Here is a 19,743-nt window from a genome sequence, read left to right as displayed (position 1 = left end):
TTTTCTGATAGTATAGCTATAACTGCCACTATGAATGACTGGAGATTTTATGGTATATAAAAAATTTGGATATGTTTTTCGGCAAATACGTGAGCAAAAACATATCTCCTTATCGGACTTTTCTTCTATAGGAATCTCAAAAGCCACCCTTTCTCGTTTTGAGCGAGCTGAAACCATGATGAATTTTGAAAAAGTCGTACAAGCTTTGCAACTGATGGGGATTGGGCTTGAGGAATACGAATACCTTTTAAACGATTATGCACCTAATGAATCAGAAGCCCTTTTAAAGGAAATCGAGATGGCTTTTCTTAAACAAGATAAAAAAGCACTTGACAATCTCTATAAAGTCGCTTTTGAAGCAGGCTATCCTTATATCTCCTTAGCAGCAAAAGCTTCATATACTGAATTAAGTTCAGAAAATATTGATACAATCACAGATTATCTCTATGATATCAAAGTTTGGGCCAGATTGAGCTTTATGTATTTTACTTTACAATGAATAAATTAAGCATACGCGATATTTTATATATTCTTGACTTATTCCTCTTAGAAAAAAAGCATAAAATATTTAACTCCGTGAAATATCTGGAAATTTTTGTTTGTGCATGCTGTCGTGCTATAGCACTCTTAGCAAGCAAAGGCTACCAAGAATACAGTGCACATATTCTCAATCGGGTTGAATCACTAGAACTCGTACAATCGATGTTTTTGCGCAATCTCCTTAACCTCTCCAAAGGTTTCTGGACCTATCGTTTCAAAGATGAAAAGGCTGGAAATACGATGATGCTTCAAGCATTAGAAATATTTCATCAAATTGGTAGTCAAGAAATTGCCCAATATTATCAGCAACAATATGACATTCATGTAAAAAAAGTGAACGTGTGATTTAAGTCACACGTTCATTTCTTTTAATCCTTTAAATTTTTGACGGCTTCATCGATCGGAGTGACTCCACTGACCACTTCAAATTCTTTTCTGATGGTCACGTCGTTTACCAACGTTTCCAAAATAACTTTAGCCACATCTTCTCGCGGAATTCCTCCTGCTTCCACATGGCTTGCTAATGCTACCTTACCAGTACTTTCTTTGTCTGTAAGCATTCCAGGATGAATAATTGTCCAGTCTAACTCTGTTCGTGTTTTGAGCCATTCATCCGCATAATTCTTTGCAATCGTGTAAATCTTAAGCGAAGAATCTTCTTGAATTTGACGTGTAATTTCTTCTCTTCCCACTCGGAAAGTGCTGACCATAACAAAACGTTTGACCTTTGCTTTTTCGGCTGCCGTCATAATTTTAACCGCTCCATCTAAGTCAATCATAATTGTTTTATCCAATCCAGAACCACCTGCGCCGGCACTAAAAACAACAGCATCAACGTCAGACATTGCTGCAGCAAATTCTTCAATTGAATTATTGACAATATCCAAGATAATAGTTTCAATCTCTAATTGGTTAAAAAATTCCTGTTGTTCTTCTTTACGGATAACAGCTTTTTCTTGAAGTTTAGGATAGTCTTTTAGGTTTTTGGCTAAATGTTTCGCCACTTTTCCATTTGCACCAACGACAAGTACTTTCATATCTCACCCTGCTTTCTTTTTCTATCTTTACTAACATTCTACATCATCTTCTACTTGGATTCAAAAATAATTAACTTTCTACTATTTAGTATAAATAAAAAAACTGTCACTAGACAGTTTTTATCTTTTATAATGAATCACCGTTCCAAATAGAATTTTTCACGATAACATAATCGACTTTACGTAATGCATTAAGATCACGTCCACCGGCGTAAGAAATAGAGCTTTGGAGATCTTCTTGCATTTCTTGAAGTGTATCTTTCAATGCACCTTTATGTGGCAAAAGAATTTTCTTTCCTTCAACGTTTTTGTGTTCACCTTTTTGGTATTCACTTGCTGAGCCAAAATATTCTTTGAAAAGTTTGCCATCTTGTTCAATAGTTTTACCAGGTGACTCTTCGTGAGCTGCAAAGAGTGAACCAACCATTACCATTGTTGCACCAAAACGAACAGACTTAGCAATATCACCGTGCGTACGGATACCACCATCAGCAATAATTGGTTTACTTGCTGCTTTTGCACACCAGCGTAAAGCTGCAAGCTGCCAACCGCCTGTACCAAATCCTGTTTTTACCTTAGTGATACAAACTTTACCTGGGCCAATCCCAACTTTCGTTGCATCAGCACCAGCATTTTCTAACTCACGGACAGCTTCTGGTGTTCCTACGTTCCCCGCAATAACAAAAACTTGTGGCATCAAACGCTTGATGAGCTGTACCATTTCAATAACAGAATTGGCGTGACCATGCGCGATGTCAATTGTAATATAATCTGGAATTGTTGCTGTTTCTGCCAACTCACGTACAAACTGACGTTCATTGTCTTTAACACCTACAGAAATTGATGCAATCAAACCTTGAGCATGCATTTTTTCAATAAAGTCTTTACGTGTACTTTCTTCAAAACGATGCATGATATAGAAATAACCTTGCTTAGCTAACATTTCAGCAATATTTTCATCAATAATTGTTTGCATATTTGCTGGAACAACGGGAAGTTTGAAAGTGTGATCCCCCAACTTAACTGACGTGTCTGCTTCACTACGACTGTTAATAATACACTTATTAGGGATAAGTTGGATATCTTCGTAATCAAAAACTGGAACCATTGTGTTCATAAGAATGCCTCTTTATTCATTTGTTATTACAGAATACCGACCGAGTTTCCGTTATGGACAACCTCGCTAGTTTGGCGATAAAAATCTCTGCAAACCAAACCTTCCTTATTTATTTTAACGCATATTGATAAAAACAAAAGAAAAAAAACTGATTTTATATCAGTTTTACATCTTATTGTTCGGTTTTCCCGAAAGTTTTCTTTTGCAGTCTTTTATTTCCTGACCAGTAAAGGAGGAAAAAAATTAATTCAAAAAGGACGACAAATAGAATAAAAGTAAACATAAAATAGTTCTCCGTCAAGACATTAATGATCGGATCTGTATCGGGATTGAAGAGCCAGGTGTCATCTCGGAAAAAAATCTCATGGAAATAGATAAAAAAGTTATCAAATCCAATCAAGGCAGCAACCAAACCAATAAACAAAGGAGTTCCCATCACAAAACGTAGGCCATTATGATAGAGAATGGCTAAATGTTCTTTCAAAAATAAGATGAGCGCGGGACTCAATACAAGTGTGAGTCCTAAAGCAAGCATAAAGAGCTTTTTCACATCCTTAAAATGCTGTAAAGCATCGGGAGACGAAGGAAAATCAGGTATCTGTAACACACCTTCAAATGGATTAACCAGATAAGCCATCAGAACATTAAAGTTATTTCTTAGTACTTCTGCTGAAAGCCCTGATATCTGGGTCAAATTTTCCAGATGAATATCTATATAAAAGAGTGGGACAGCCAAAAGTAAAGTTAAACTTACTGCTGCGGCAATCCCCCATAAAATAAGAGACGCAAAAATCAAGCGATCACGCATCTCAAACTTCCCAATGTTCTAAACTTGAAATAACGTGTGTCGGTGGTATTGGAAGTCCAGGAACCTCTTCAGGTTTTGTAAAGCCTGTTGTAACAAGCAAACTGTCGATACCATTATCAATACCTGTACGAATATCTGTTAAATAATTATCGCCAACCATTAAAAGATCTTCTTTAGGAATGCCCATTTTTTCGACTGCTTTTTCCGCAATAATCGCCTCAGGTTTCCCAATAAAGGTTGGTTGAACACGGGTAGCTGCTTCAATCATTTTAACCAAAGAGCCAGCTCCTGGCAAAAGTCCTCGTTCGCTTGGGAGGTTCAAATCTGGATTTGTGCCGATAAATTTTGCCCCTTTATGAATTGCAAGAGTTGCCAAAGCAAGCATTTCATATGTCAAGTCAGAATCCAAAGCAACAACAACATATGCTGGATTTTCACGATCCTTTTTATAGCCTGCTTCATAGATTGCTTCTTTTAAGCCATCTTCACCAATAATATAAACTGTCTTCTCCAAACCTAAATCGTTCATATAATCGACTGTAGCTGCACTTGCTGTATAGATAGTTTCTAAAGGTGTATCAATATTAAACTGTGTAGCCAAACGTTTTTGAACCACACGTGGGGTTTTTGTCGTATTATTTGTTAAAAACAGATAAGGAACTTTCGCTTCTTGCAAACGATGAACAAAATCTTCCCCTGCAGGAATACGATGATTGCCCATATAAATCGTGCCATCTAAATCAATCAGATATCCTTTATACTTTTTGTAACCTTTTCTCATTTTCGTTCATTCTCCTCGCTTATTTTTGACCACTCAATCTCAATATTAGCATTATCTACACCATCTTTCCTAATAATATGGCAAGTGGTGTCTCCTTGAAATTCAAAAACAGGATGAATAAACTCATGATTGCCATAAAGGAGTTCGTGATTATAGCGAATATATATTTTTTTAGGTTCGTATGCCATACGGAAATCATAGTCCAACTGATCAACAGCCCAGTCGAAATATTTAGCATTGTTCACATGTCCATTCATATCCAGATCAGAGAAACGAATTGGAAAAGCTAGGCTACATTGCGCTTGATCAGACAAGGTAAGATATTTGTGAGGACGAACAATTTTGCTGACTTTTGGTGCCTCATAAGGTGCCACAATCTCATCAACAACACGTTCTACCTTACGTGTATCTTTGTTCATCAAAACCCAAGTTGAACTTATTTTTACTAAGGTTTCGCCAGCTGTATTTTTGAAAATAAAGTCACGATAACAAAAGAATTTATTGTAAGACGTGGCTTCTGTTTCAATTGTAATCTGGTCATTAAACTCGGGTAAGCGATGAACCTGAACTTCGTGCTCGATAACTGCCCAAAATAGATTGAAGTTATCACAAATCCATGTGTCGCTACGGTCTAACGTATAAGACTGCTCTCCCGAAATTTGAAGTGCTACGGCAAGAAGATCTGATATTTTCATCTTGCCTCGTGTGTCGCTCTCATAAAAAGCGACTTTATGTGTTTGACTGTATTTTATTCCCATTTATTTATTTTAGCAAAAACAGACATAAAAAGCTCAAGTAAGAATAAATTTTACAGATAAACTTAGGGAACCTTTTTTTACGTTAAAATAAAAAAACCAGCATGCTTCTGGATTTTTATATTTTTTCAACTTGAATACCTAAAGTTTCAATCAACTCTTCCTCATAAGGATTTTTAGCATGGTATTCATTGATATATTTGATATGTTTTACACCTGATGCCAAGACGAGCTTCAAGCAAGCGATACAAGGGAATAAAGTCGTATAAAGAATTGCTCCTTCTGGTGAAACACCGTGCTTTGCTGCTTGGGCAATTGCATTTTGCTCCGCGTGAACAGTCGCAATACAATGTCCGTCTTTATCTTCCAGACACCCTACATCTGTACAATGCGGCATAAGGGCTACAGAGCCATTATAGCCTGTTGAAAGAATTTGCCCATCCGCAGTCACGAGAAGAGCACCAACTTGAGCGTGCGTACAGGTAGAGCGTTTAGCTACAACTTCGACGATTTCTTTAAAATATTCTTCCTTGCTTGGTCGTTGAAAATTTTCGATCATTTTATCCCTTTCCGCAGTTACAATTGCCATACTGACATTCTCGTGTTCTAATATCTTGAAAACTCAAACCCGTAATCTCCGTCAAATCTTCCATATCAGGGTAAGCGCCAATCGTCATAATTTCTCCATCTACCAACATCAAAGGCAAAGCCGCTTCCATTTTTTGCATTGCTTGATTGACAACAGGATGATGCGCAAAGATGTCCGCATCTTCAGCTAAGTTATAGCGTACTGTTTGCAACTCGGCCTCTTCTGTTTCTTTACTAAAGGCTTCAAAAACCTGAGCAAGAGCTGCACTCGCTTCTTCTGGCTTTTCTTCATATAGTTCAAGTCTCATGACTTCCCCAAATCTAACAAATATTTTTTAATATTATACCATAAGCAGCCTACAAATTCATTAAAAATTTCAATAAGAAAAAGGACTATCCTAAAATAATCCTTTCGTTCAGTTTGAGTTAAATGTCCTTCACCTTACTGTACAAGCCATAAGCTCCATCAAGATTTTCTACTTTAAAGCCTTCTTGTTTCAAGATACGTTCAGCTGTATAAGAGCGAAGCCCTGATTGACAGCTGACAATGTATTCTTTATTTTTATCTAATTTGTCCATATTTTGGCGTAAATTGTTTAATGGTATATTTATCGCTTCTTTAAAACTACCACGCGCCACTTCATTTTCTTGACGCACATCTAAGAGTACTTTACCTTGGGCAAGTTCTGCTTCGAGCTGATGCCACTGAATGTTATCTGACAAGCCCATAGCAATATTCATAGCCGCATAACCAATCATGTTCACAGGATCCTTAGCAGAGCCAAATGGTGGCGCATAGCTCAATTCAAGTTCGGGTAAATCAAAAACCGTCATCCCTGCTTTAATCGCTGTTGCCAAAACATCAATACGCTTATCTACACCTTTTTGACCAACTGCTGATGCTCCATAGATATGACCACTTTCTGGATTGAAGATAAGTTTGAGAAGAATAGAGCTTGCGCCAGGATAATAACCTGCGTGATCATTAGCTGTGATATGCACAGCCTTATATTTTAAGTCCGCATCTTGTGTCTGCTTCTCTGAAAGTCCAGTAGAGGCAGCTGTCAAACTGAAAGTTCGAACAATAGCTGTTCCGATACTCCCTTTATTTGTAACAGGTAATCCTGCTAAGATATCTGCAACTTGACGTCCTTGGCGATTAGCTGGGCTTGCTAAGGAGATAAGTGCATCATTACCTGTAATCTGATTTTTAACAAGAATGGCATCTCCCACAGCATAAATATCAGGCACAGATGTTTGATATTGCTCATCGACAAGAATTGCTCCTCTCATTCCAAGCTTAATCCCCGCATCAGTAGCAAGTTTTGACTCCACTTGAATCCCCACAGAAAGCATAACCACATCCGTACTAAGACTGTCGCCATTTTCCAGAATAACCGTTTTTCCTTGGTCTTGGAACTCTACAACAGACACACCCGTGAGTACTTTCAAGCCATTATGTGTCAACTCTTCTTCAATATGAACGGCCATTTCCTGATCAAGAGTTGGTAAAACATGATTGGCTTTTTCGATGATTGTAACCTCTAAACCAAGTTTTCGTAAGTTTTCAGCCATCTCTAGACCGATGAAACCCGCGCCAATAATCAATGCTTGCTTGCGGTGCTCCATTTCCATATAGTTTGTGATTTTATCTAAGTCAGGAATGTTACGCAGGCTAAAGACATTATCCGCTTCCGCTAAACCTTTTATAGGCGGAATAAAAGGACTTGCGCCAGGTGACAAAATCAATGCATCATAATTTTCCGTGTAGCTTGTCCCATTCGATACTACAGTAATTTCTTTATTATCCGGCTCAATAGAAACCACTTCAGAATCAGGACGAACATCTAAATTAAAACGCTGTGCCAGACTTTCAGGTGTTTGTAGGATAAGTTTATTTCTTGATTCGATTTCACCAGAGAGATAGTAGGGGAGCCCACAGTTTGCAAAAGAAACATACGGTCCTTTATCAAAAACAATAATTTCTGCATCTTCTTTTAAACGGCGTAATCGAGTGGCTGCACTCATGCCACCGGCAACGCCCCCAACGATAAGATATTTTTTCGTCATTTTCTTCCTCTTATTTTTCTAATTCTTGATCCCAAGATAGAGTACCACCTGTAACATTCGTAGTTGCCACTCCTTGTGCCTTTAGGAATTGACAAGCGCGCATAGACCGCATACCGCTTTGACAAATAATATAGCTCTCATCTTCTATCTCTAAGTATCTTTGCTCTAAAACACTCAGGGGTATGTTGATTGCTGTTGGCACATGTCCTTCGAGATATTCATCTTCTTCTCGAACATCAATCAGTGCAACGTGACCAAGTTTCTCTTTTAATTGCTTCATTTGGATTGAACGCATATTTCTCTCCTCAAATTTTTGATATATCCATTATATACCCTTAGGGGTATATAGTCAAAGGATGAGATTTGCCTCGGATGAGATTTGCCTCAAACCATAAAGCTTATACTCACTTCTTTCATCTTATAACGCTTCTGCTTTAAAGTCAAACATAATAAAAGACCTGCCGTAGCAAGTCTTTTTTATTATTCTTCTTTTTTCTTCTTTTGTCGTGCAAGTATAAGCATGACCACAGATAGAATAAAGAGTGTACCTCCAAAACTCCAGTTTTGATAAGCTAGAAGTAAGAGTGACAAACTAAGTAATGCATATATCCAAGCCATATTTAAACCTCCTCGACGTTAAAGAATAATGCTGAACCAAATGAACTTTGTTTAATTAAGCGTTTTGCAGTTTGAGCATCCGTAGCTAAGTCGCTATTCGGACCTCGAAAATAGAGTTTCAATCCCTTTTTTTCCTTATAAGTAAATCCATTTTCTTCTAGAAGTTGAATTACTTTTTCTTGCATCATAGCTACATTAACAATAATCATTGGGTTCCTTTCTGTTTTTTATAATTCTGGTTCTTCCATCTTGTTTGCTGCAATAACGAATGGTGTCCAAATAGCAAAGGTTACAAGTAAGTTGACAATTGCTAAGATAATTGCACGCCAGTCAAATCCTGTAGCAAGGAAGGCATTCATAATTGGTGGTGTAACCCATGGCACAGCACTGACAACTGGATCTACCCAATGAAGCATCGTTGCAACATAGGCGATAATAACCGCTACCAATGGAGCAATTGCAAATGGGATAAAGAAGATAGCGTTCAGTACAATTGGCATACCAAAGAGTACAGGTTCATTAATATTGAAGATACCTGGTGCTAAACCAAGACGTCCCACTGTCTTATAATCTTTACGTTTAGAGAAGATCAGAATGGCAAGGATTAAGGTAATTGTACCACCAGAACCACCAAACCAGACGAAGGCATCCCATGAACCACGAACCCAAAGACTGACATAGTCACCATTAATCGCATGTGCTTTATCAATCGCACCACGCGCTACTAAGTCACGAATACCGTCTGAGTGAACTTGGAAGTAAAGGGCTTGGTTATTAAGACCAAGTGGAAGCCAAATCCCATCAAGAGCAGGTGCCAAGACGTTTGGTCCATGAAGTCCAAAGAACCAGAAGATTGAAACGAAGAGTGTAACAATAAGAACTGAGAAAATATTTTGTGAGAGAATTTGGAAGGGTTCTGCAATATAGTGTGTAATCAAATTAATTACAGAATCATGTGTCAATTTATCAATAACATAGTAAATCAAGCTCACAGCGTAGATTGCAGCAATCGTTGGAATAATCGCAAGGAAAGCTTTTGCTACAGCCGGTGGGACTGACTCAGGCATCTTGATAGTGATATCTGCTAACATAAGTTTAGCATAAATAATCACCGCAAGGGCACCCATAATGATAATCGTAAAGTAAGCACCAGCATCCATATGTGCGGCAGCAAAGAGTGGCTTCCATGCTGCGAGACCTTGACCAGTCAATACACCATTGATTTTGTCTGTTGCAGCTACGCCGGCATCGCTCACACCCAAAGCATCCAAGAATTTAGGCATTTGGTTTGGCAAACCAGCAAAGAGAGTGGCAACTGCTACAACACCACCTGCAAGGTCATTGACACCATAAGCACGGGCCAAATTGTAACCCCAAGAGAAAGCAAAGATAAGACCAATAACTGTCAAAGTCCCTTGGTTGACAAGTGTTGAAATGTTATTCAAATCGCCAATGATTGGTGTATTAGCAAGCGTCCAAACATCTTCTGGTGCGAGTTGGGCAAACTTGGTTGGACCCAAAACCATTTGTTGAATGGACTGTGGGAATGTTGTGACGATGGCTGATACCATCGCTGCAAGGGCACCTGTCAGTGTTGCTGGCAGGATACCAATGAATGAGTCACGCAAGGCAACCAGGTGCTTTTGCGACCCGATTTTTGCTGCTACTGGGACGAGATATTTCTCCATCCACATCGTAATTCCGTTCATAGAATTCCTCCTAAAATTTTAATTTATTTGCGTATAAGGTTATAAATTATAGCTCATCACTTTCAATAAATTTAAACGAACTCCAAGGCTTGATAAAGTCAAGTAAGAACATTTCGTCTTCCGCGATATGTCCAACAACATTGACCCGGCCATCATTTTTCATTTCCTTCAGAGCAATTTGGGTTTCCCCCTTATATTGACCATATCCATCATTGTCAATAATCACATCGCCTGGTTTTATAGTATCTGTATCATGTGGCGGAAAATCCAAGTCTTTGTAAATAACGCGAGTCATGGTTGAACGTAGCATGTACTCTGAGCGGTCGCCACGATAACTATGCGTAGCCTCAAAGACACATTTTCGTTCATTTTCCGTCATCGTAGCTCTTGGCACAACTTTGAGTTCTGGCATTTGCGCATGGAAAACTTCTGCCATTGTTTTAAGCTCTGCTTCACTCGCATAAGCATTAGCAATAGTAATATCATCAATACCATCTAAAAGCTTATAATGTTTTACTTGTGTCTTCAAGCTTAAGTCACGATGATCCTCTAAGGTACATAAGCCATCTTGTGTGGGCCACGGTCCAAATGTTGCTTCATGAGAATTAACAAACACCATAGTATTTAAATTATACTTTTTGAATTTCTCGGTACATTTCACGTAATGATCAAACGCTAGACCTGTGTAACGGTGAGGATAGAAATTATGACTGCCAAGTAAGTTTTCAATGTTAGGCGAGTAATCCATGATACTGTCCACATAACTTGTTCCCTGACTCATATTAATCTCAATCTTAAGATTATAAGGGTTGCGCGTCATACGTGCTTCCTCAGCTCCTGTAAATCCGAGGTCTAAACGAATACCATCAGCACCCATTTCATCAAAGAAACTTAAATCATCATAGCTAATGTTAAGTTGTTCAAATAAGGCGGGATTAATGTCTACCATGACTTCCATACCAAGACTATTAGCATAAGCAATCACTTTCGTAAAGCCCTCAAGAACTGCTTCCTTATCTCCTTTGATTTCTAAAAGTGAGGTAAAGACACGAGTGTAACCATATTGGTGCGCTAAGTCTAAATAGGCTTTATCAGCTTCAAAGTTGGAACGTTCCGGATAAATCGAGATTCCTAGTTTCCCCATAATACTCCTTTCTTTATCTAGAATTTCTACAAATTCTCTTTATCCATTCATTAATGCGTCAGCGGCTGCTACAACATTTTTTCCATTCATCATGCCGTAATCTTGCATTTTAATCACATCACAAGGAACATCAACTGCTGCTGCTTTTTTGATGACTTCATTTTTCATGTAAGCCACTTGCGGACCGAGAAGCAATACATCTGGTTTCTCTGAGCCAGACAACATGTTGTCAATTTCAGCTACAGACTTTGCGTAGATTTCATAATCTTTTCCTGCTTCTTGTGCAGCTTGTTGCATTTTTGTCACGAGTAATGATGTTGACATACCTGCTGCACAGGCTAATGCAATAACTTTTTCTGCCATTTCTATGATCTCCTTCTTTTTATCTATACCAATAGTATAGCGGTTTCAGAAAGCGATTTCAAATATAATTTGTCCTAACAATATTAAGCGAAAAAACAAGTATTTTTTAATGAAACCCTTATTTTTAGCGCTTTCATTTTCTTCAAACCATTAAAAACTTTAATTTTCCGGCTGATTTCTGAAACATGTTACAAATTTAGAAACAAAATCGTGTTATTTTTTTAGTTTTAATTAATAAAAACACCAAATCTTACAAAAAATGTTAAGATTCGGTGTTTAGTTTGACTATTTTAAAAATATTCACGAAGAATGGCTTTATTTTCTCGTAGTACACGGGCAGTAAATACTCCAATGGTCATTTCCTCTGGTTGGTCTGTCTCAGGGCCCACACAGATATTATTTTGTGGCAAAATATCATCAACAATACGGGCAGAAAATTCAGGCTGACCGTTCACTTTCAAAAATGCTTGCAGATTAACAATACGAGCTTGCATATAAGGTTGCAACTGTAGCTCTATGCGTGATGGTTCAGCCAAATCATATTCGAGGAAAACATTTGAAGGAGCAGTCCATTTGATGACTTCAAAACTTGCAGCGTGGCTTGAGACAAAACGATAAAGTGCATCTTGAGCTTCTTGGGTCAATGTAATACATTCACGAATTACAAAAGCCGTACCTGCAAATTCATAAATTAAGTAACCTAGGACTCTGCCATTTTCCTCATAAGTCGCAAAGAAGGGCTGTGCTTTATACTTGAAATAGTATTCCCAAACATGTTGTGGACGGACTAGTGAACCTTGGTTATAGACTTGATCATGGACCTCAGCCGCTTCTTCCAAAAGCTCCTCACTTACAGTGCGGCGCTGCACTTGACCCACTGTTTTTTTGCCTTTAGGAAATTCTTGTGCAGGAATCGTATATGCTTTTTGGTCAAAAGCGTAATGATAACCAAATTGTCCGTAAAACTGATAAGAGAAGGGAGCCAGATAGCTTAAGGCGGTGCCAGCTTCATAGTTGTCTTCTAAAATATCGGTCATGAGTTTACGAATGCTGCCGTTTCCTCTAAATTCTGGGTAAGAGGCAACATAACCAATTCCCGACATCTTTAGCTTTGCACCCTTCCAATAGACCCTAAAAGAGGTATCGATAATCATAGAGGATAGCTCATCGTTTTCCCAGTAACTGTATGGTTTTGAAAAACTTAAAAGTTTATCAAACGCTTCTTCTCGCTCCTTACTTCGGGGCTTATTAAAAGCATAAGTCGCGAGGTCTAAAAGTTCATGCTGTTTCTTTTCCATCTTTTCACTTCCCACCACTATAAGCTTGTTCAATGTGATTCAAAATAGCGACCATCTGACGTTTTTTCCAGTGTCCCAGAAGCGTTCCGACAAACATATCATTTAATTTTTGAATCATTCCGCTGGAAGTACGGCTTTCCTCAATAGTTATCTCTGTTTTCTTATCATCAACAGGATGAAAATTCCAACGTGTATTGAATGTATTACGGATAGTTTTCGTGGTAAAAGCATACTTATTGGCTTTCACAACTTCATCAATCGTAATAGTTCCATGTTGGTTTTTGCCAAATGTTTTTGAGTATTCAAAGCCATTAAGAGACTTGATGTCAGGTCTGTGCCCAGTATTTTTTTCGATATCGTAAAGTGATGAATCCAGAATCTGATTGTAGACAAACTCGACAGGAGCATTAATTGTTTTACTGATTTTCATATGAGATTTCTCCTATTGCTTAGAATAAAATTTATTAAACATTAAAATCATTTTAACAATTTATGTAAGCTCTTGCAAGATTTTTATGGGCGGTAAACAATTTCTCCTGAACAAATCGTATATTTGACTTGTCCCACAAGTTCTTGGTCGATAAATGGTGAGTTACTTGCCTTGGAATCAAAGTTTTCATCCACTTTATAAGTATTATGAGCATCAAAAATAGTAATGTCAGCCGGTCCACCTTCCGCTAAATATCCCGCATCAAAACCATATAATTTGGCTGGATTAACAGTCATTTTCGCCAGCAATTGAGCCAGTTCAAGATGTCCAGGAGTAACCAAATGCGTAAGCCCCAGTTGCAAAGAAGTTTCTAAGCCGATCATTCCGCTCGGTGCTTCAGCCAAAGCAACATTTTTTTCTTCATGGGTATGTGGCGCATGATCTGTCGCAATAACACTAATCGTGTTGTCTTTCAAGCCTTCCAAAATTTTCGCAATATCTTTCGTTTGACGCAGTGGAGGATTAAGCTTTGCATTTGTACCAATCTCTAGGACAGCTTGCTCTGTCAGTGAAAAATGTTGTGGTGTAACTTCAGCACTAACTTTTGCGCCCATCTTTTGTGCAAAACGAACTACATCTACACTTTCGCCTGCAGACAAATGTTGAATATGTAAACGCGCTTGAGTATCCAAAGCCAACATTGCATCACGTGCAATCATACTGTACTCAGCCACCTTTGTCGCTCCTGTTAGACCACATTGGTGTGCCACTTCGCCTTCATTGATTCCAAGCGTATCCACTAAGTTGGGATCTTCCTCGTGAATAGAGAGCAGACTATCCGTTTCCTTGGCTTTCTTCAAAGCTTCATGCAAGACCCCTGAATCACTCAGTGGAATACCATCATCTGAAAAGCCAACTGCGCCTGCCTTTAACAAAGCATCAAAATCCGTCAAATGTCGCCCGTCAAAATCTTTGGTAATAGAAGCAATGGACTTAATATGAATTTTCTCTTCATCTGCAAGTTTCAGTGTCTCTACAAGCACTTCAGGACTCGATAAAATCGGTTTAGTATTTGCCATCATTACTACTGTCGTAAAACCACCACGTGCTGCAGATAAAGCACCAGTGTGTATCGTCTCTTTATGCGTTTGACCTGGTTCACGAAAATGAACATGAATATCGATGAGCCCAGGAGCAACAATCATGTTGCTGGCATCAATAATATCTGCACCTTCTTCTTCCAAATCTTGGGCAATACGAATAATCTTCTTATCTTTAACTAACACATCAGCAACTTGATCAAAACCGGACTCAGGATCGATTACACGGCCGTTTTTTATGAGTATCATCTGTTCCCCTTTTTATATTTTACATAATGTTTATTATGTTATTTACTCCATGTTTCTTGATTATCCTTGAATTTTTTAAGCATTTCAAGTTCAGCTTCTGTTACATAACCTGTTTCCTGAGCGATTTGGATAAGTTCAGAATAATTTGTTAATGTGTGCAGTGGCACTTGCGCTTCTTGGAATTTTGTTGCTGCTTTTTCGAGTTGGTAGGTAAAGATAGCAATCACACCGAGAACTTTGATCCCTTCACGTTGTGCGGCAGCCACTGCTTCTAGTACTGAGCCTCCTGTTGAGATAAGATCCTCAACCAATACCATTTTTTGTCCTTTAGAGACACGTCCTTCGATTTGATTTCCTGCGCCGTGATCTTTTGGTTTGCTACGAATATAGGCAAAAGGCAATTGAAGATAGTCAGCAATAATTGCACCATGAGGAATACCTGCTGTTGCTGTACCTGCAATCACTTCGACCTCAGGAAACTCTGCCTTGACCAATTCCGCAAAAGCCTGCTCAATACGAGTACGTACTTCAGGATAAGCCAAGGTCACACGGTTGTCTGTGTAAATAGGAGATTGAATCCCACTTGCCCATGTGAATGGTGCACTCGGCGATAGGCTTACAGCTTTTATTTCGAGTAAATCAGAAGCGATAGTTTTTGATAATGACATGTTATCCTCTTTCTAGTCCTTTAAGTTAATATCAATAGCACGCTGTTTTGCACAAAAAAACACTTGCAGAAAGCTGCAAGTGCGTAAAAAAATATGCCAGTAATATTTAGAATACACCTAAATACTATATAAGTAGACAATTATACGGTTTCCTTGCTAGCCTCTCGTGCTAATTTAAAGGTTTCTTGTTATATAGTCTAACAGATTTACTGTGAGTTTGCAATCATAAACTTTCTAAGCTTTCCATTGCTTCCAGTAAGTTCATCTCTGTTTCTTCTTTTTGTTCAGCCAGTTGGTCGAGTGCTGCTTGGAGTTCACCTAGTTTAACAAAGTCATCTGTTATATCTAACATAGCTCGAGAAATTTCTTCGCTTTGTTGTTCCAGATCAGCAAGTTTTTCTTCCGCAGCATTGACTTCACGTTCGAACTTGCGACGGATTTTCTGTGCTTCTTTTTGTTGTGCATAGTCCATCTGGCCCGAACTTTCTGGTTGTTCTTCCAAAACAACTTCTTGATGTGTCTCTTCTTCTTGGCGTTTTTTCTCTAAATAATAATCGTAATCTCCCAGGTAAAGTTTACTTCCTTGAGGTGATATTTCGAGAACTTTGGTCGCAACCCGATTGATAAAATAACGGTCATGACTGACAAAGAGTAAAGTGCCATCGAAGTCGATCAAGCTATTCTCCAAAACCTCGCGGCTGTCGATATCCAAGTGGTTGGTAGGTTCATCCAACACAAGAAAATTATCATGTTGCATAGCGAGCTTCGCCAAAAGAAGACGTGCTTTTTCTCCCCCCGATAACATCGAAACGGTCTTTTTCACATCTTCGCCGCTGAAAAGGAAGGCCCCTAAAAGATTACGTATTTCTACCTCTGGTAAGAGACGATGCTCATTCCAAATCTCGTCAAGAACACTGTTAGAAGGTGTCAGCGCCCCTTGTTCTTGATCATAGTATCCTAAGTCGACATTCGCTCCCAGCTTCACCTGGCCCTTAAGAAGAGGAATTTGACCAATGATTGACTTGATCAATGTTGTTTTCCCAATCCCGTTTGGTCCAACAATAGCAATGGCATCATGTTTTCGTGTATCGATATTGATAGGTTCAGCGAGGACTTTATCGTATCCCACTGCTGCATCTTCCACTGTAAGAACGATGTTGCCCGACTTTTTAGCTGGAGAAAAGGTCATATGAGCAGCCGCTTCGCTTGCGCTCGGTGCTTCGATACGCTCCATCTTTTCCAACTTTTTCTGGCGGGATTGGGCGCGTTTTGTTGTGGAGGCACGAACCATATTTCGAGCAACGAAATCTTCTAATTTTTCAATTTCTTTTTGTTGCTTATCATAGTTCTTTTGCTCAGTGGCGAGCATCTCTGCTTTAAGTTCAATATATTTACTGTAATTTCCTGCAAAGCGTGTCAGCTTGCCTCGTGAAATCTCCAAGGTCTCTGTCACAACCTTATCTAAGAAGTAACGGTCGTGACTGACAATCAAAAGACTTCCTGAATAGTTTTTCAGGTAAGTTTCTAACCATGCCAATGTTTCAATATCCAAATGGTTGGTTGGCTCATCCAAAATCAACAAATCAGGCTTTTCCAAAAGCATTTTTGCCAAAGCCAACCTTGTCTTTTGTCCACCAGATAAAGAAGAAATAGCACGGTCCCACATCTTCTCTTCGAAACGAAAACCATTAAGTACTGACTTAATCTCTGCTTCATAGGTAAAACCGTTGGCTTGACGAAATTCTTCCGATAAAGAATCATAACGGTGCATCAAACTCTCTAAGTCACCACCCGTTAACTCCGACATCTGTAATTCCATCTGGCGCAATTGTCGCTCTGTTTGACGGAGTTTTTCAAAGACCGTCAACATTTCTTCAAAAATCGTTAATTCTGAAGAAAGTCCTGTATCTTGAGCCAAATAGTTTAAATGCAAGTCCTTGACCTTAGAAATCGATCCTGCTGAAGGTTCTTCAACGCCTGCAATAATCTTCAATAAAGTCGATTTTCCCGCACCATTGCGTCCGACTAAAGCCATACGTGAGTGGTCCTGAAGATTAAAATTTATATTTTCGAATAAAACATCGCCACCAAAAGTGCGTGCTATCCCATTCCCTTGTAGTAAAATCATTCTTCTATTTTAACATAAAAAAGTTTAAGGTAAAGAAAACAGTAAAAATCTCGCTTCACAACGAAAACGCCAAGATTTTTACTGTTTTTATGTATAACTTCACATCAATAATTTTTTTCCAGATGACGAACGATATCTAAAGAACGAATCACTGATTCTCGTGCATCATCAAAGTTTTTGCTGACATAGGCATAAAAGAGCAAATCGATGAGATACAATTGTGCTAGCATTGAAACCGTAGCTGCATGCCTAAACTCAAAATTCTCTCCTGATAGAGAAATGAGCGGATATTCGGCACGTTTAGCAAGACTTGAGTTTTCGATACCGGTAATCGCAATGGTTTCAATGTTTTCAGCTTGAGCCAAATCAAGCATAGCTAAAACTTCACGGGATTCCCCTCGGTCACTGACAGCGATAAAGAGTTTCTTTTGATTATTATTGGTTAAATTAACAGCCATCGTATGCGTATTGTCCGCACAAATACTGATTTTGCCAATACGGTTCAATTTTTGAGCTAAGTCTTGTGCCACAAGAAAAGAAGCCCCAATCCCGAAAATAAAGATTAACTCCGCTTCATCAATCAGGTCGACCGTTTTAGCAAGTCTTTCATTGTTTAAATGACCATTAACAAGTTCTGTCATATGATTAATACGCGCTTTTAATTTTGATTTTATTGAGTCTATCTCTTCATTAGGACGTAATTCTTGAAAATCTGTATCCGATTGGGCGCTCGCCTTCCAGACGGAAAGTTGCTGCTTAAGTTGGGGAACACCTTCAAGTCCGATGGATTTGACAAAGCGAATAACTGTAGCTGGTGACACTTGACTATTTTTAGCAATGTCTTGGGTGCTTAGGTTGATGACAGCCTCAGGAAAAGCGAGAACATACTTTCCAACTTTTGACTCGTTAGGGGAAAGTTCTCTTAATTTCGTTTGGATTTCGAGCAGAATATTCATGACTCAATTATAGCATAAACCAGCTATAAATATGAGCTTCTTTATAATGATACCAAAAGAAAAAACAGGAGGCACGTGCTCCTATTTTTCTACTTTTTCAAGCTCTTTTTTAATATCTTTGGCAATTTTTTCAGGTTCTGTTGCTGGAGCATAACGTGCGACAACTTCTCCCTGAGCGTTGATCAAAAACTTCGTAAAATTCCACTTGATTTTTTTTCCAAGCGGGCTTCCTTTTTCTTCTTTTAACCATGTATAGAGCGGGCTTTCATCCGCGCCATTAACATCAATCTTTTGAAAGCGTGGGAAAGTTGTTCCATAGTTCAATGTACAAAACTGATCAATCTCATCAGCTGTGCCAGGTGCTTGCTCTTTAAATTGATTACAAGGAAAATCGAGAATTTCAAACCCGGACTCTTTATATTCATCATAAAGTTTTTGAAGTCCATCATATTGTGGTGTAAAACCACATCTTGTCGCAGTATTCACTACGAGTAGAACTTTTCCTTTATAGTCGGATAAAGAGATATCATCTCCTTGTTTTCCCTTCACTGTGAAATCATAAATAGTCATAGTGACACTTCCTTTCTTCATCGGCTCTAAGTGATAATGATTATAACACTTGCCTTATCAGACTGTCAAAGAATCTTACTTTCTCATATAAGGCTTCAGACTCAAGATTTCTTGCTGCGTAAGAGGGCGATAAGCACCTGGTTGCAAATCTTCATCTAGGACCAGCGGTCCAAAATTTAAACGTTGAAGTTGCTCAACTTTTTTACCTAAAGCTAAGAACATTTTCTTGACCTGATGATATTTGCCTTCTTGGATAGTAACTTTAGCATGATGCACATCTAAAATTTCGAGTTGCGCTGGCTGCGTACGAACGCCTCCGATAAATTCAAGGCCTGCTTCAAATGCAACTCTATCACTTACTTCAAGTGGTTCCCATGTCTCTACGAAATATGTTTTAGAAACATGTTGCTGTGGCTTTAGCATATCGATGCCCAGTGGCCCATTGTCCGTGATGAATAATAATCCTGTCGTTAGAAAGTCTAGCCGTCCCACAGGATAGAGTGCGTCATTCTTTTCTTCCACAAGGTCACGATAGGTGGGCAGGTGCTCATCTTTATTGGCTGAAAGTACACCAGCTGGCTTATTCATCATAAAATAATGATGTCCAAATGTTGTGAGCTGTTGCTGATTGACAATAATTTCATGCATCTGAGGATCGACATTGCGACTTAGGTTATACTCTACTTCTCCATCAATTATAATCTTTCTGGTCTGTATCAAGCGTTTGCGTTCTTTCTTATCCTTCCATCCATTGAGGAACAGGTAGTGATCTAGTCTCATATTTGTCTATTTTAACAAAAATTAAATTTTTTCT

Annotated in this window: 24 protein-coding genes; 2 read left to right on the top strand and 22 right to left on the bottom strand. The window is 38.6% G+C overall.

The genetic code is table 11. The features are described from left to right. Positions 1-49 precede the first annotated feature (49 nt). Positions 50-499, top strand: a complete 450-nt coding sequence (locus J0J33_RS10790; RefSeq protein WP_240265515.1) for an Rgg/GadR/MutR family transcriptional regulator — start codon at positions 50-52, stop codon at positions 497-499. Next, complete coding sequence (locus J0J33_RS10785) at positions 496-885, top strand: hypothetical protein (RefSeq protein ID WP_240265514.1); 390 nt, start codon at positions 496-498, stop codon at positions 883-885. The genes J0J33_RS10790 and J0J33_RS10785 overlap by 4 nt, the downstream gene beginning before the upstream one ends. Positions 886-908: 23 nt before the next feature. Here the strand turns inward: J0J33_RS10785 and J0J33_RS07035 are convergent, their stop codons facing one another. The 22 genes from J0J33_RS07035 to J0J33_RS06930 form a co-directional block, all read right to left on the bottom strand. Beyond that, the gene (locus J0J33_RS07035) at positions 909-1,577 is read right to left on the bottom strand and encodes an SDR family oxidoreductase (RefSeq protein ID WP_019291910.1); all 669 of its coding nucleotides are present in this window, start codon (positions 1,575-1,577) and stop codon (positions 909-911) included. Positions 1,578-1,704: 127 nt separating this feature from the next. Next, a complete protein-coding gene (guaC, locus tag J0J33_RS07030; RefSeq protein ID WP_019292704.1) occupies positions 1,705-2,694 on the bottom strand; it encodes a GMP reductase in 990 nt (329 codons plus the stop codon). Positions 2,695-2,866: 172 nt separating this feature from the next. Then, positions 2,867-3,502: a TIGR01906 family membrane protein gene (locus J0J33_RS07025; RefSeq protein ID WP_206921639.1), complete on the bottom strand. Its 636-nt coding sequence runs from the start codon at positions 3,500-3,502 to the stop codon at positions 2,867-2,869. 1 nt (position 3,503) lies between these two features. Continuing rightward, the gene (locus tag J0J33_RS07020; protein WP_206889039.1) at positions 3,504-4,283 is read right to left on the bottom strand and encodes a TIGR01457 family HAD-type hydrolase; all 780 of its coding nucleotides are present in this window, start codon (positions 4,281-4,283) and stop codon (positions 3,504-3,506) included. Further along, a complete protein-coding gene (locus tag J0J33_RS07015; protein WP_019292707.1) occupies positions 4,280-5,041 on the bottom strand; it encodes an acyl-[acyl-carrier-protein] thioesterase in 762 nt (253 codons plus the stop codon). The genes J0J33_RS07020 and J0J33_RS07015 overlap by 4 nt, the downstream gene beginning before the upstream one ends. A 115-nt stretch (positions 5,042-5,156) precedes the next feature. Continuing rightward, positions 5,157-5,597 (bottom strand): cytidine/deoxycytidylate deaminase family protein, encoded by a 441-nt coding sequence (locus J0J33_RS07010; protein WP_004257543.1) that lies wholly within the window; start codon positions 5,595-5,597, stop codon positions 5,157-5,159. A gap of 1 nt (position 5,598) precedes the next feature. Next, positions 5,599-5,934, bottom strand: a complete 336-nt coding sequence (locus tag J0J33_RS07005) for an arsenic metallochaperone ArsD family protein (RefSeq protein WP_206889036.1) — start codon at positions 5,932-5,934, stop codon at positions 5,599-5,601. A 118-nt stretch (positions 5,935-6,052) separates the two neighbouring features. Further along, the gene (locus J0J33_RS07000; RefSeq protein ID WP_206889032.1) at positions 6,053-7,696 is read right to left on the bottom strand and encodes an FAD-dependent oxidoreductase; all 1,644 of its coding nucleotides are present in this window, start codon (positions 7,694-7,696) and stop codon (positions 6,053-6,055) included. 10 nt (positions 7,697-7,706) lie between these two features. Beyond that, complete coding sequence (locus J0J33_RS06995) at positions 7,707-7,991, bottom strand: rhodanese-like domain-containing protein (RefSeq protein WP_206889030.1); 285 nt, start codon at positions 7,989-7,991, stop codon at positions 7,707-7,709. Positions 7,992-8,176: 185 nt separating this feature from the next. Beyond that, a complete protein-coding gene (locus J0J33_RS06990) occupies positions 8,177-8,314 on the bottom strand; it encodes a hypothetical protein (protein WP_014024702.1) in 138 nt (45 codons plus the stop codon). 2 nt (positions 8,315-8,316) lie between these two features. Continuing rightward, complete coding sequence (locus J0J33_RS06985; protein WP_019335858.1) at positions 8,317-8,523, bottom strand: hypothetical protein; 207 nt, start codon at positions 8,521-8,523, stop codon at positions 8,317-8,319. A gap of 18 nt (positions 8,524-8,541) precedes the next feature. Then, positions 8,542-10,023: a PTS sugar transporter subunit IIC gene (locus tag J0J33_RS06980; RefSeq protein ID WP_004257558.1), complete on the bottom strand. Its 1,482-nt coding sequence runs from the start codon at positions 10,021-10,023 to the stop codon at positions 8,542-8,544. Positions 10,024-10,069: 46 nt separating this feature from the next. Continuing rightward, positions 10,070-11,167 carry a DUF871 domain-containing protein gene (locus J0J33_RS06975; protein WP_019292712.1) on the bottom strand — a complete coding sequence of 366 codons (1,098 nt, stop codon included), beginning with the start codon at positions 11,165-11,167 and terminating at the stop codon, positions 10,070-10,072. A gap of 39 nt (positions 11,168-11,206) precedes the next feature. After that, positions 11,207-11,530: a PTS sugar transporter subunit IIB gene (locus tag J0J33_RS06970; protein WP_019293481.1), complete on the bottom strand. Its 324-nt coding sequence runs from the start codon at positions 11,528-11,530 to the stop codon at positions 11,207-11,209. Between the two features lie 290 nt (positions 11,531-11,820). Continuing rightward, complete coding sequence (gene eis, locus J0J33_RS06965; protein ID WP_206889028.1) at positions 11,821-12,828, bottom strand: enhanced intracellular survival protein Eis; 1,008 nt, start codon at positions 12,826-12,828, stop codon at positions 11,821-11,823. A 4-nt stretch (positions 12,829-12,832) separates the two neighbouring features. After that, the gene (locus tag J0J33_RS06960) at positions 12,833-13,258 is read right to left on the bottom strand and encodes a DUF3284 domain-containing protein (RefSeq protein WP_019292715.1); all 426 of its coding nucleotides are present in this window, start codon (positions 13,256-13,258) and stop codon (positions 12,833-12,835) included. An 83-nt stretch (positions 13,259-13,341) separates the two neighbouring features. Then, on the bottom strand, positions 13,342-14,607 hold the full coding sequence (locus J0J33_RS06955; RefSeq protein WP_019335861.1) for a dihydroorotase: 1,266 nt from the start codon (positions 14,605-14,607) through the stop codon (positions 13,342-13,344). Positions 14,608-14,645: 38 nt separating this feature from the next. Beyond that, positions 14,646-15,275, bottom strand: coding sequence for an orotate phosphoribosyltransferase (gene pyrE, locus J0J33_RS06950; RefSeq protein ID WP_206921638.1), 630 nt, complete (start codon positions 15,273-15,275; stop codon positions 14,646-14,648). Positions 15,276-15,498: 223 nt separating this feature from the next. After that, on the bottom strand, positions 15,499-17,403 hold the full coding sequence (locus J0J33_RS06945; RefSeq protein ID WP_019293485.1) for an ABC-F family ATP-binding cassette domain-containing protein: 1,905 nt from the start codon (positions 17,401-17,403) through the stop codon (positions 15,499-15,501). 104 nt (positions 17,404-17,507) lie between these two features. Further along, positions 17,508-18,359, bottom strand: coding sequence for a MurR/RpiR family transcriptional regulator (locus J0J33_RS06940; protein ID WP_019292719.1), 852 nt, complete (start codon positions 18,357-18,359; stop codon positions 17,508-17,510). Between the two features lie 81 nt (positions 18,360-18,440). Further along, positions 18,441-18,929: a glutathione peroxidase gene (locus J0J33_RS06935; RefSeq protein ID WP_019292720.1), complete on the bottom strand. Its 489-nt coding sequence runs from the start codon at positions 18,927-18,929 to the stop codon at positions 18,441-18,443. Positions 18,930-19,004: 75 nt separating this feature from the next. Next, the gene (locus J0J33_RS06930) at positions 19,005-19,709 is read right to left on the bottom strand and encodes a 16S rRNA pseudouridine(516) synthase (protein ID WP_019293488.1); all 705 of its coding nucleotides are present in this window, start codon (positions 19,707-19,709) and stop codon (positions 19,005-19,007) included. Positions 19,710-19,743 lie beyond the last annotated feature (34 nt).

The sequence above is a fragment of the Lactococcus sp. LG1267 genome (genome assembly GCF_017309545.1).
Classification (GTDB): domain Bacteria; phylum Bacillota; class Bacilli; order Lactobacillales; family Streptococcaceae; genus Lactococcus; species Lactococcus petauri.
Note: the sequence above shows the minus strand (reverse complement) of the source record. Positions and strands in the feature narration are given on the sequence as shown.

Bases quoted from the DNA above. Each gene is read 5' to 3' on its own strand.
- J0J33_RS10790 (WP_240265515.1), top strand. From the start codon at position 50: ATGGTATATAAAAAATTTGGATATGTTTTTCGGCAAATACGTGAGCAA.
- J0J33_RS10785 (WP_240265514.1), top strand. From the start codon at position 496: ATGAATAAATTAAGCATACGCGATATTTTATATATTCTTGACTTATTC.
- J0J33_RS07035 (WP_019291910.1), bottom strand. From the start codon at position 1,577: ATGAAAGTACTTGTCGTTGGTGCAAATGGAAAAGTGGCGAAACATTTA.
- guaC (WP_019292704.1), bottom strand. From the start codon at position 2,694: ATGAACACAATGGTTCCAGTTTTTGATTACGAAGATATCCAACTTATC.
- J0J33_RS07025 (WP_206921639.1), bottom strand. From the start codon at position 3,502: ATGCGTGATCGCTTGATTTTTGCGTCTCTTATTTTATGGGGGATTGCC.
- J0J33_RS07020 (WP_206889039.1), bottom strand. From the start codon at position 4,283: ATGAGAAAAGGTTACAAAAAGTATAAAGGATATCTGATTGATTTAGAT.
- J0J33_RS07015 (WP_019292707.1), bottom strand. From the start codon at position 5,041: ATGGGAATAAAATACAGTCAAACACATAAAGTCGCTTTTTATGAGAGC.
- J0J33_RS07010 (WP_004257543.1), bottom strand. From the start codon at position 5,597: ATGATCGAAAATTTTCAACGACCAAGCAAGGAAGAATATTTTAAAGAA.
- J0J33_RS07005 (WP_206889036.1), bottom strand. From the start codon at position 5,934: ATGAGACTTGAACTATATGAAGAAAAGCCAGAAGAAGCGAGTGCAGCT.
- J0J33_RS07000 (WP_206889032.1), bottom strand. From the start codon at position 7,696: ATGACGAAAAAATATCTTATCGTTGGGGGCGTTGCCGGTGGCATGAGT.
- J0J33_RS06995 (WP_206889030.1), bottom strand. From the start codon at position 7,991: ATGCGTTCAATCCAAATGAAGCAATTAAAAGAGAAACTTGGTCACGTT.
- J0J33_RS06990 (WP_014024702.1), bottom strand. From the start codon at position 8,314: ATGGCTTGGATATATGCATTACTTAGTTTGTCACTCTTACTTCTAGCT.
- J0J33_RS06985 (WP_019335858.1), bottom strand. From the start codon at position 8,523: ATGATTATTGTTAATGTAGCTATGATGCAAGAAAAAGTAATTCAACTT.
- J0J33_RS06980 (WP_004257558.1), bottom strand. From the start codon at position 10,023: ATGAACGGAATTACGATGTGGATGGAGAAATATCTCGTCCCAGTAGCA.
- J0J33_RS06975 (WP_019292712.1), bottom strand. From the start codon at position 11,167: ATGGGGAAACTAGGAATCTCGATTTATCCGGAACGTTCCAACTTTGAA.
- J0J33_RS06970 (WP_019293481.1), bottom strand. From the start codon at position 11,530: ATGGCAGAAAAAGTTATTGCATTAGCCTGTGCAGCAGGTATGTCAACA.
- eis (WP_206889028.1), bottom strand. From the start codon at position 12,828: ATGGAAAAGAAACAGCATGAACTTTTAGACCTCGCGACTTATGCTTTT.
- J0J33_RS06960 (WP_019292715.1), bottom strand. From the start codon at position 13,258: ATGAAAATCAGTAAAACAATTAATGCTCCTGTCGAGTTTGTCTACAAT.
- J0J33_RS06955 (WP_019335861.1), bottom strand. From the start codon at position 14,607: ATGATACTCATAAAAAACGGCCGTGTAATCGATCCTGAGTCCGGTTTT.
- pyrE (WP_206921638.1), bottom strand. From the start codon at position 15,275: ATGTCATTATCAAAAACTATCGCTTCTGATTTACTCGAAATAAAAGCT.
- J0J33_RS06945 (WP_019293485.1), bottom strand. From the start codon at position 17,403: ATGATTTTACTACAAGGGAATGGGATAGCACGCACTTTTGGTGGCGAT.
- J0J33_RS06940 (WP_019292719.1), bottom strand. From the start codon at position 18,359: ATGAATATTCTGCTCGAAATCCAAACGAAATTAAGAGAACTTTCCCCT.
- J0J33_RS06935 (WP_019292720.1), bottom strand. From the start codon at position 18,929: ATGACTATTTATGATTTCACAGTGAAGGGAAAACAAGGAGATGATATC.
- J0J33_RS06930 (WP_019293488.1), bottom strand. From the start codon at position 19,709: ATGAGACTAGATCACTACCTGTTCCTCAATGGATGGAAGGATAAGAAA.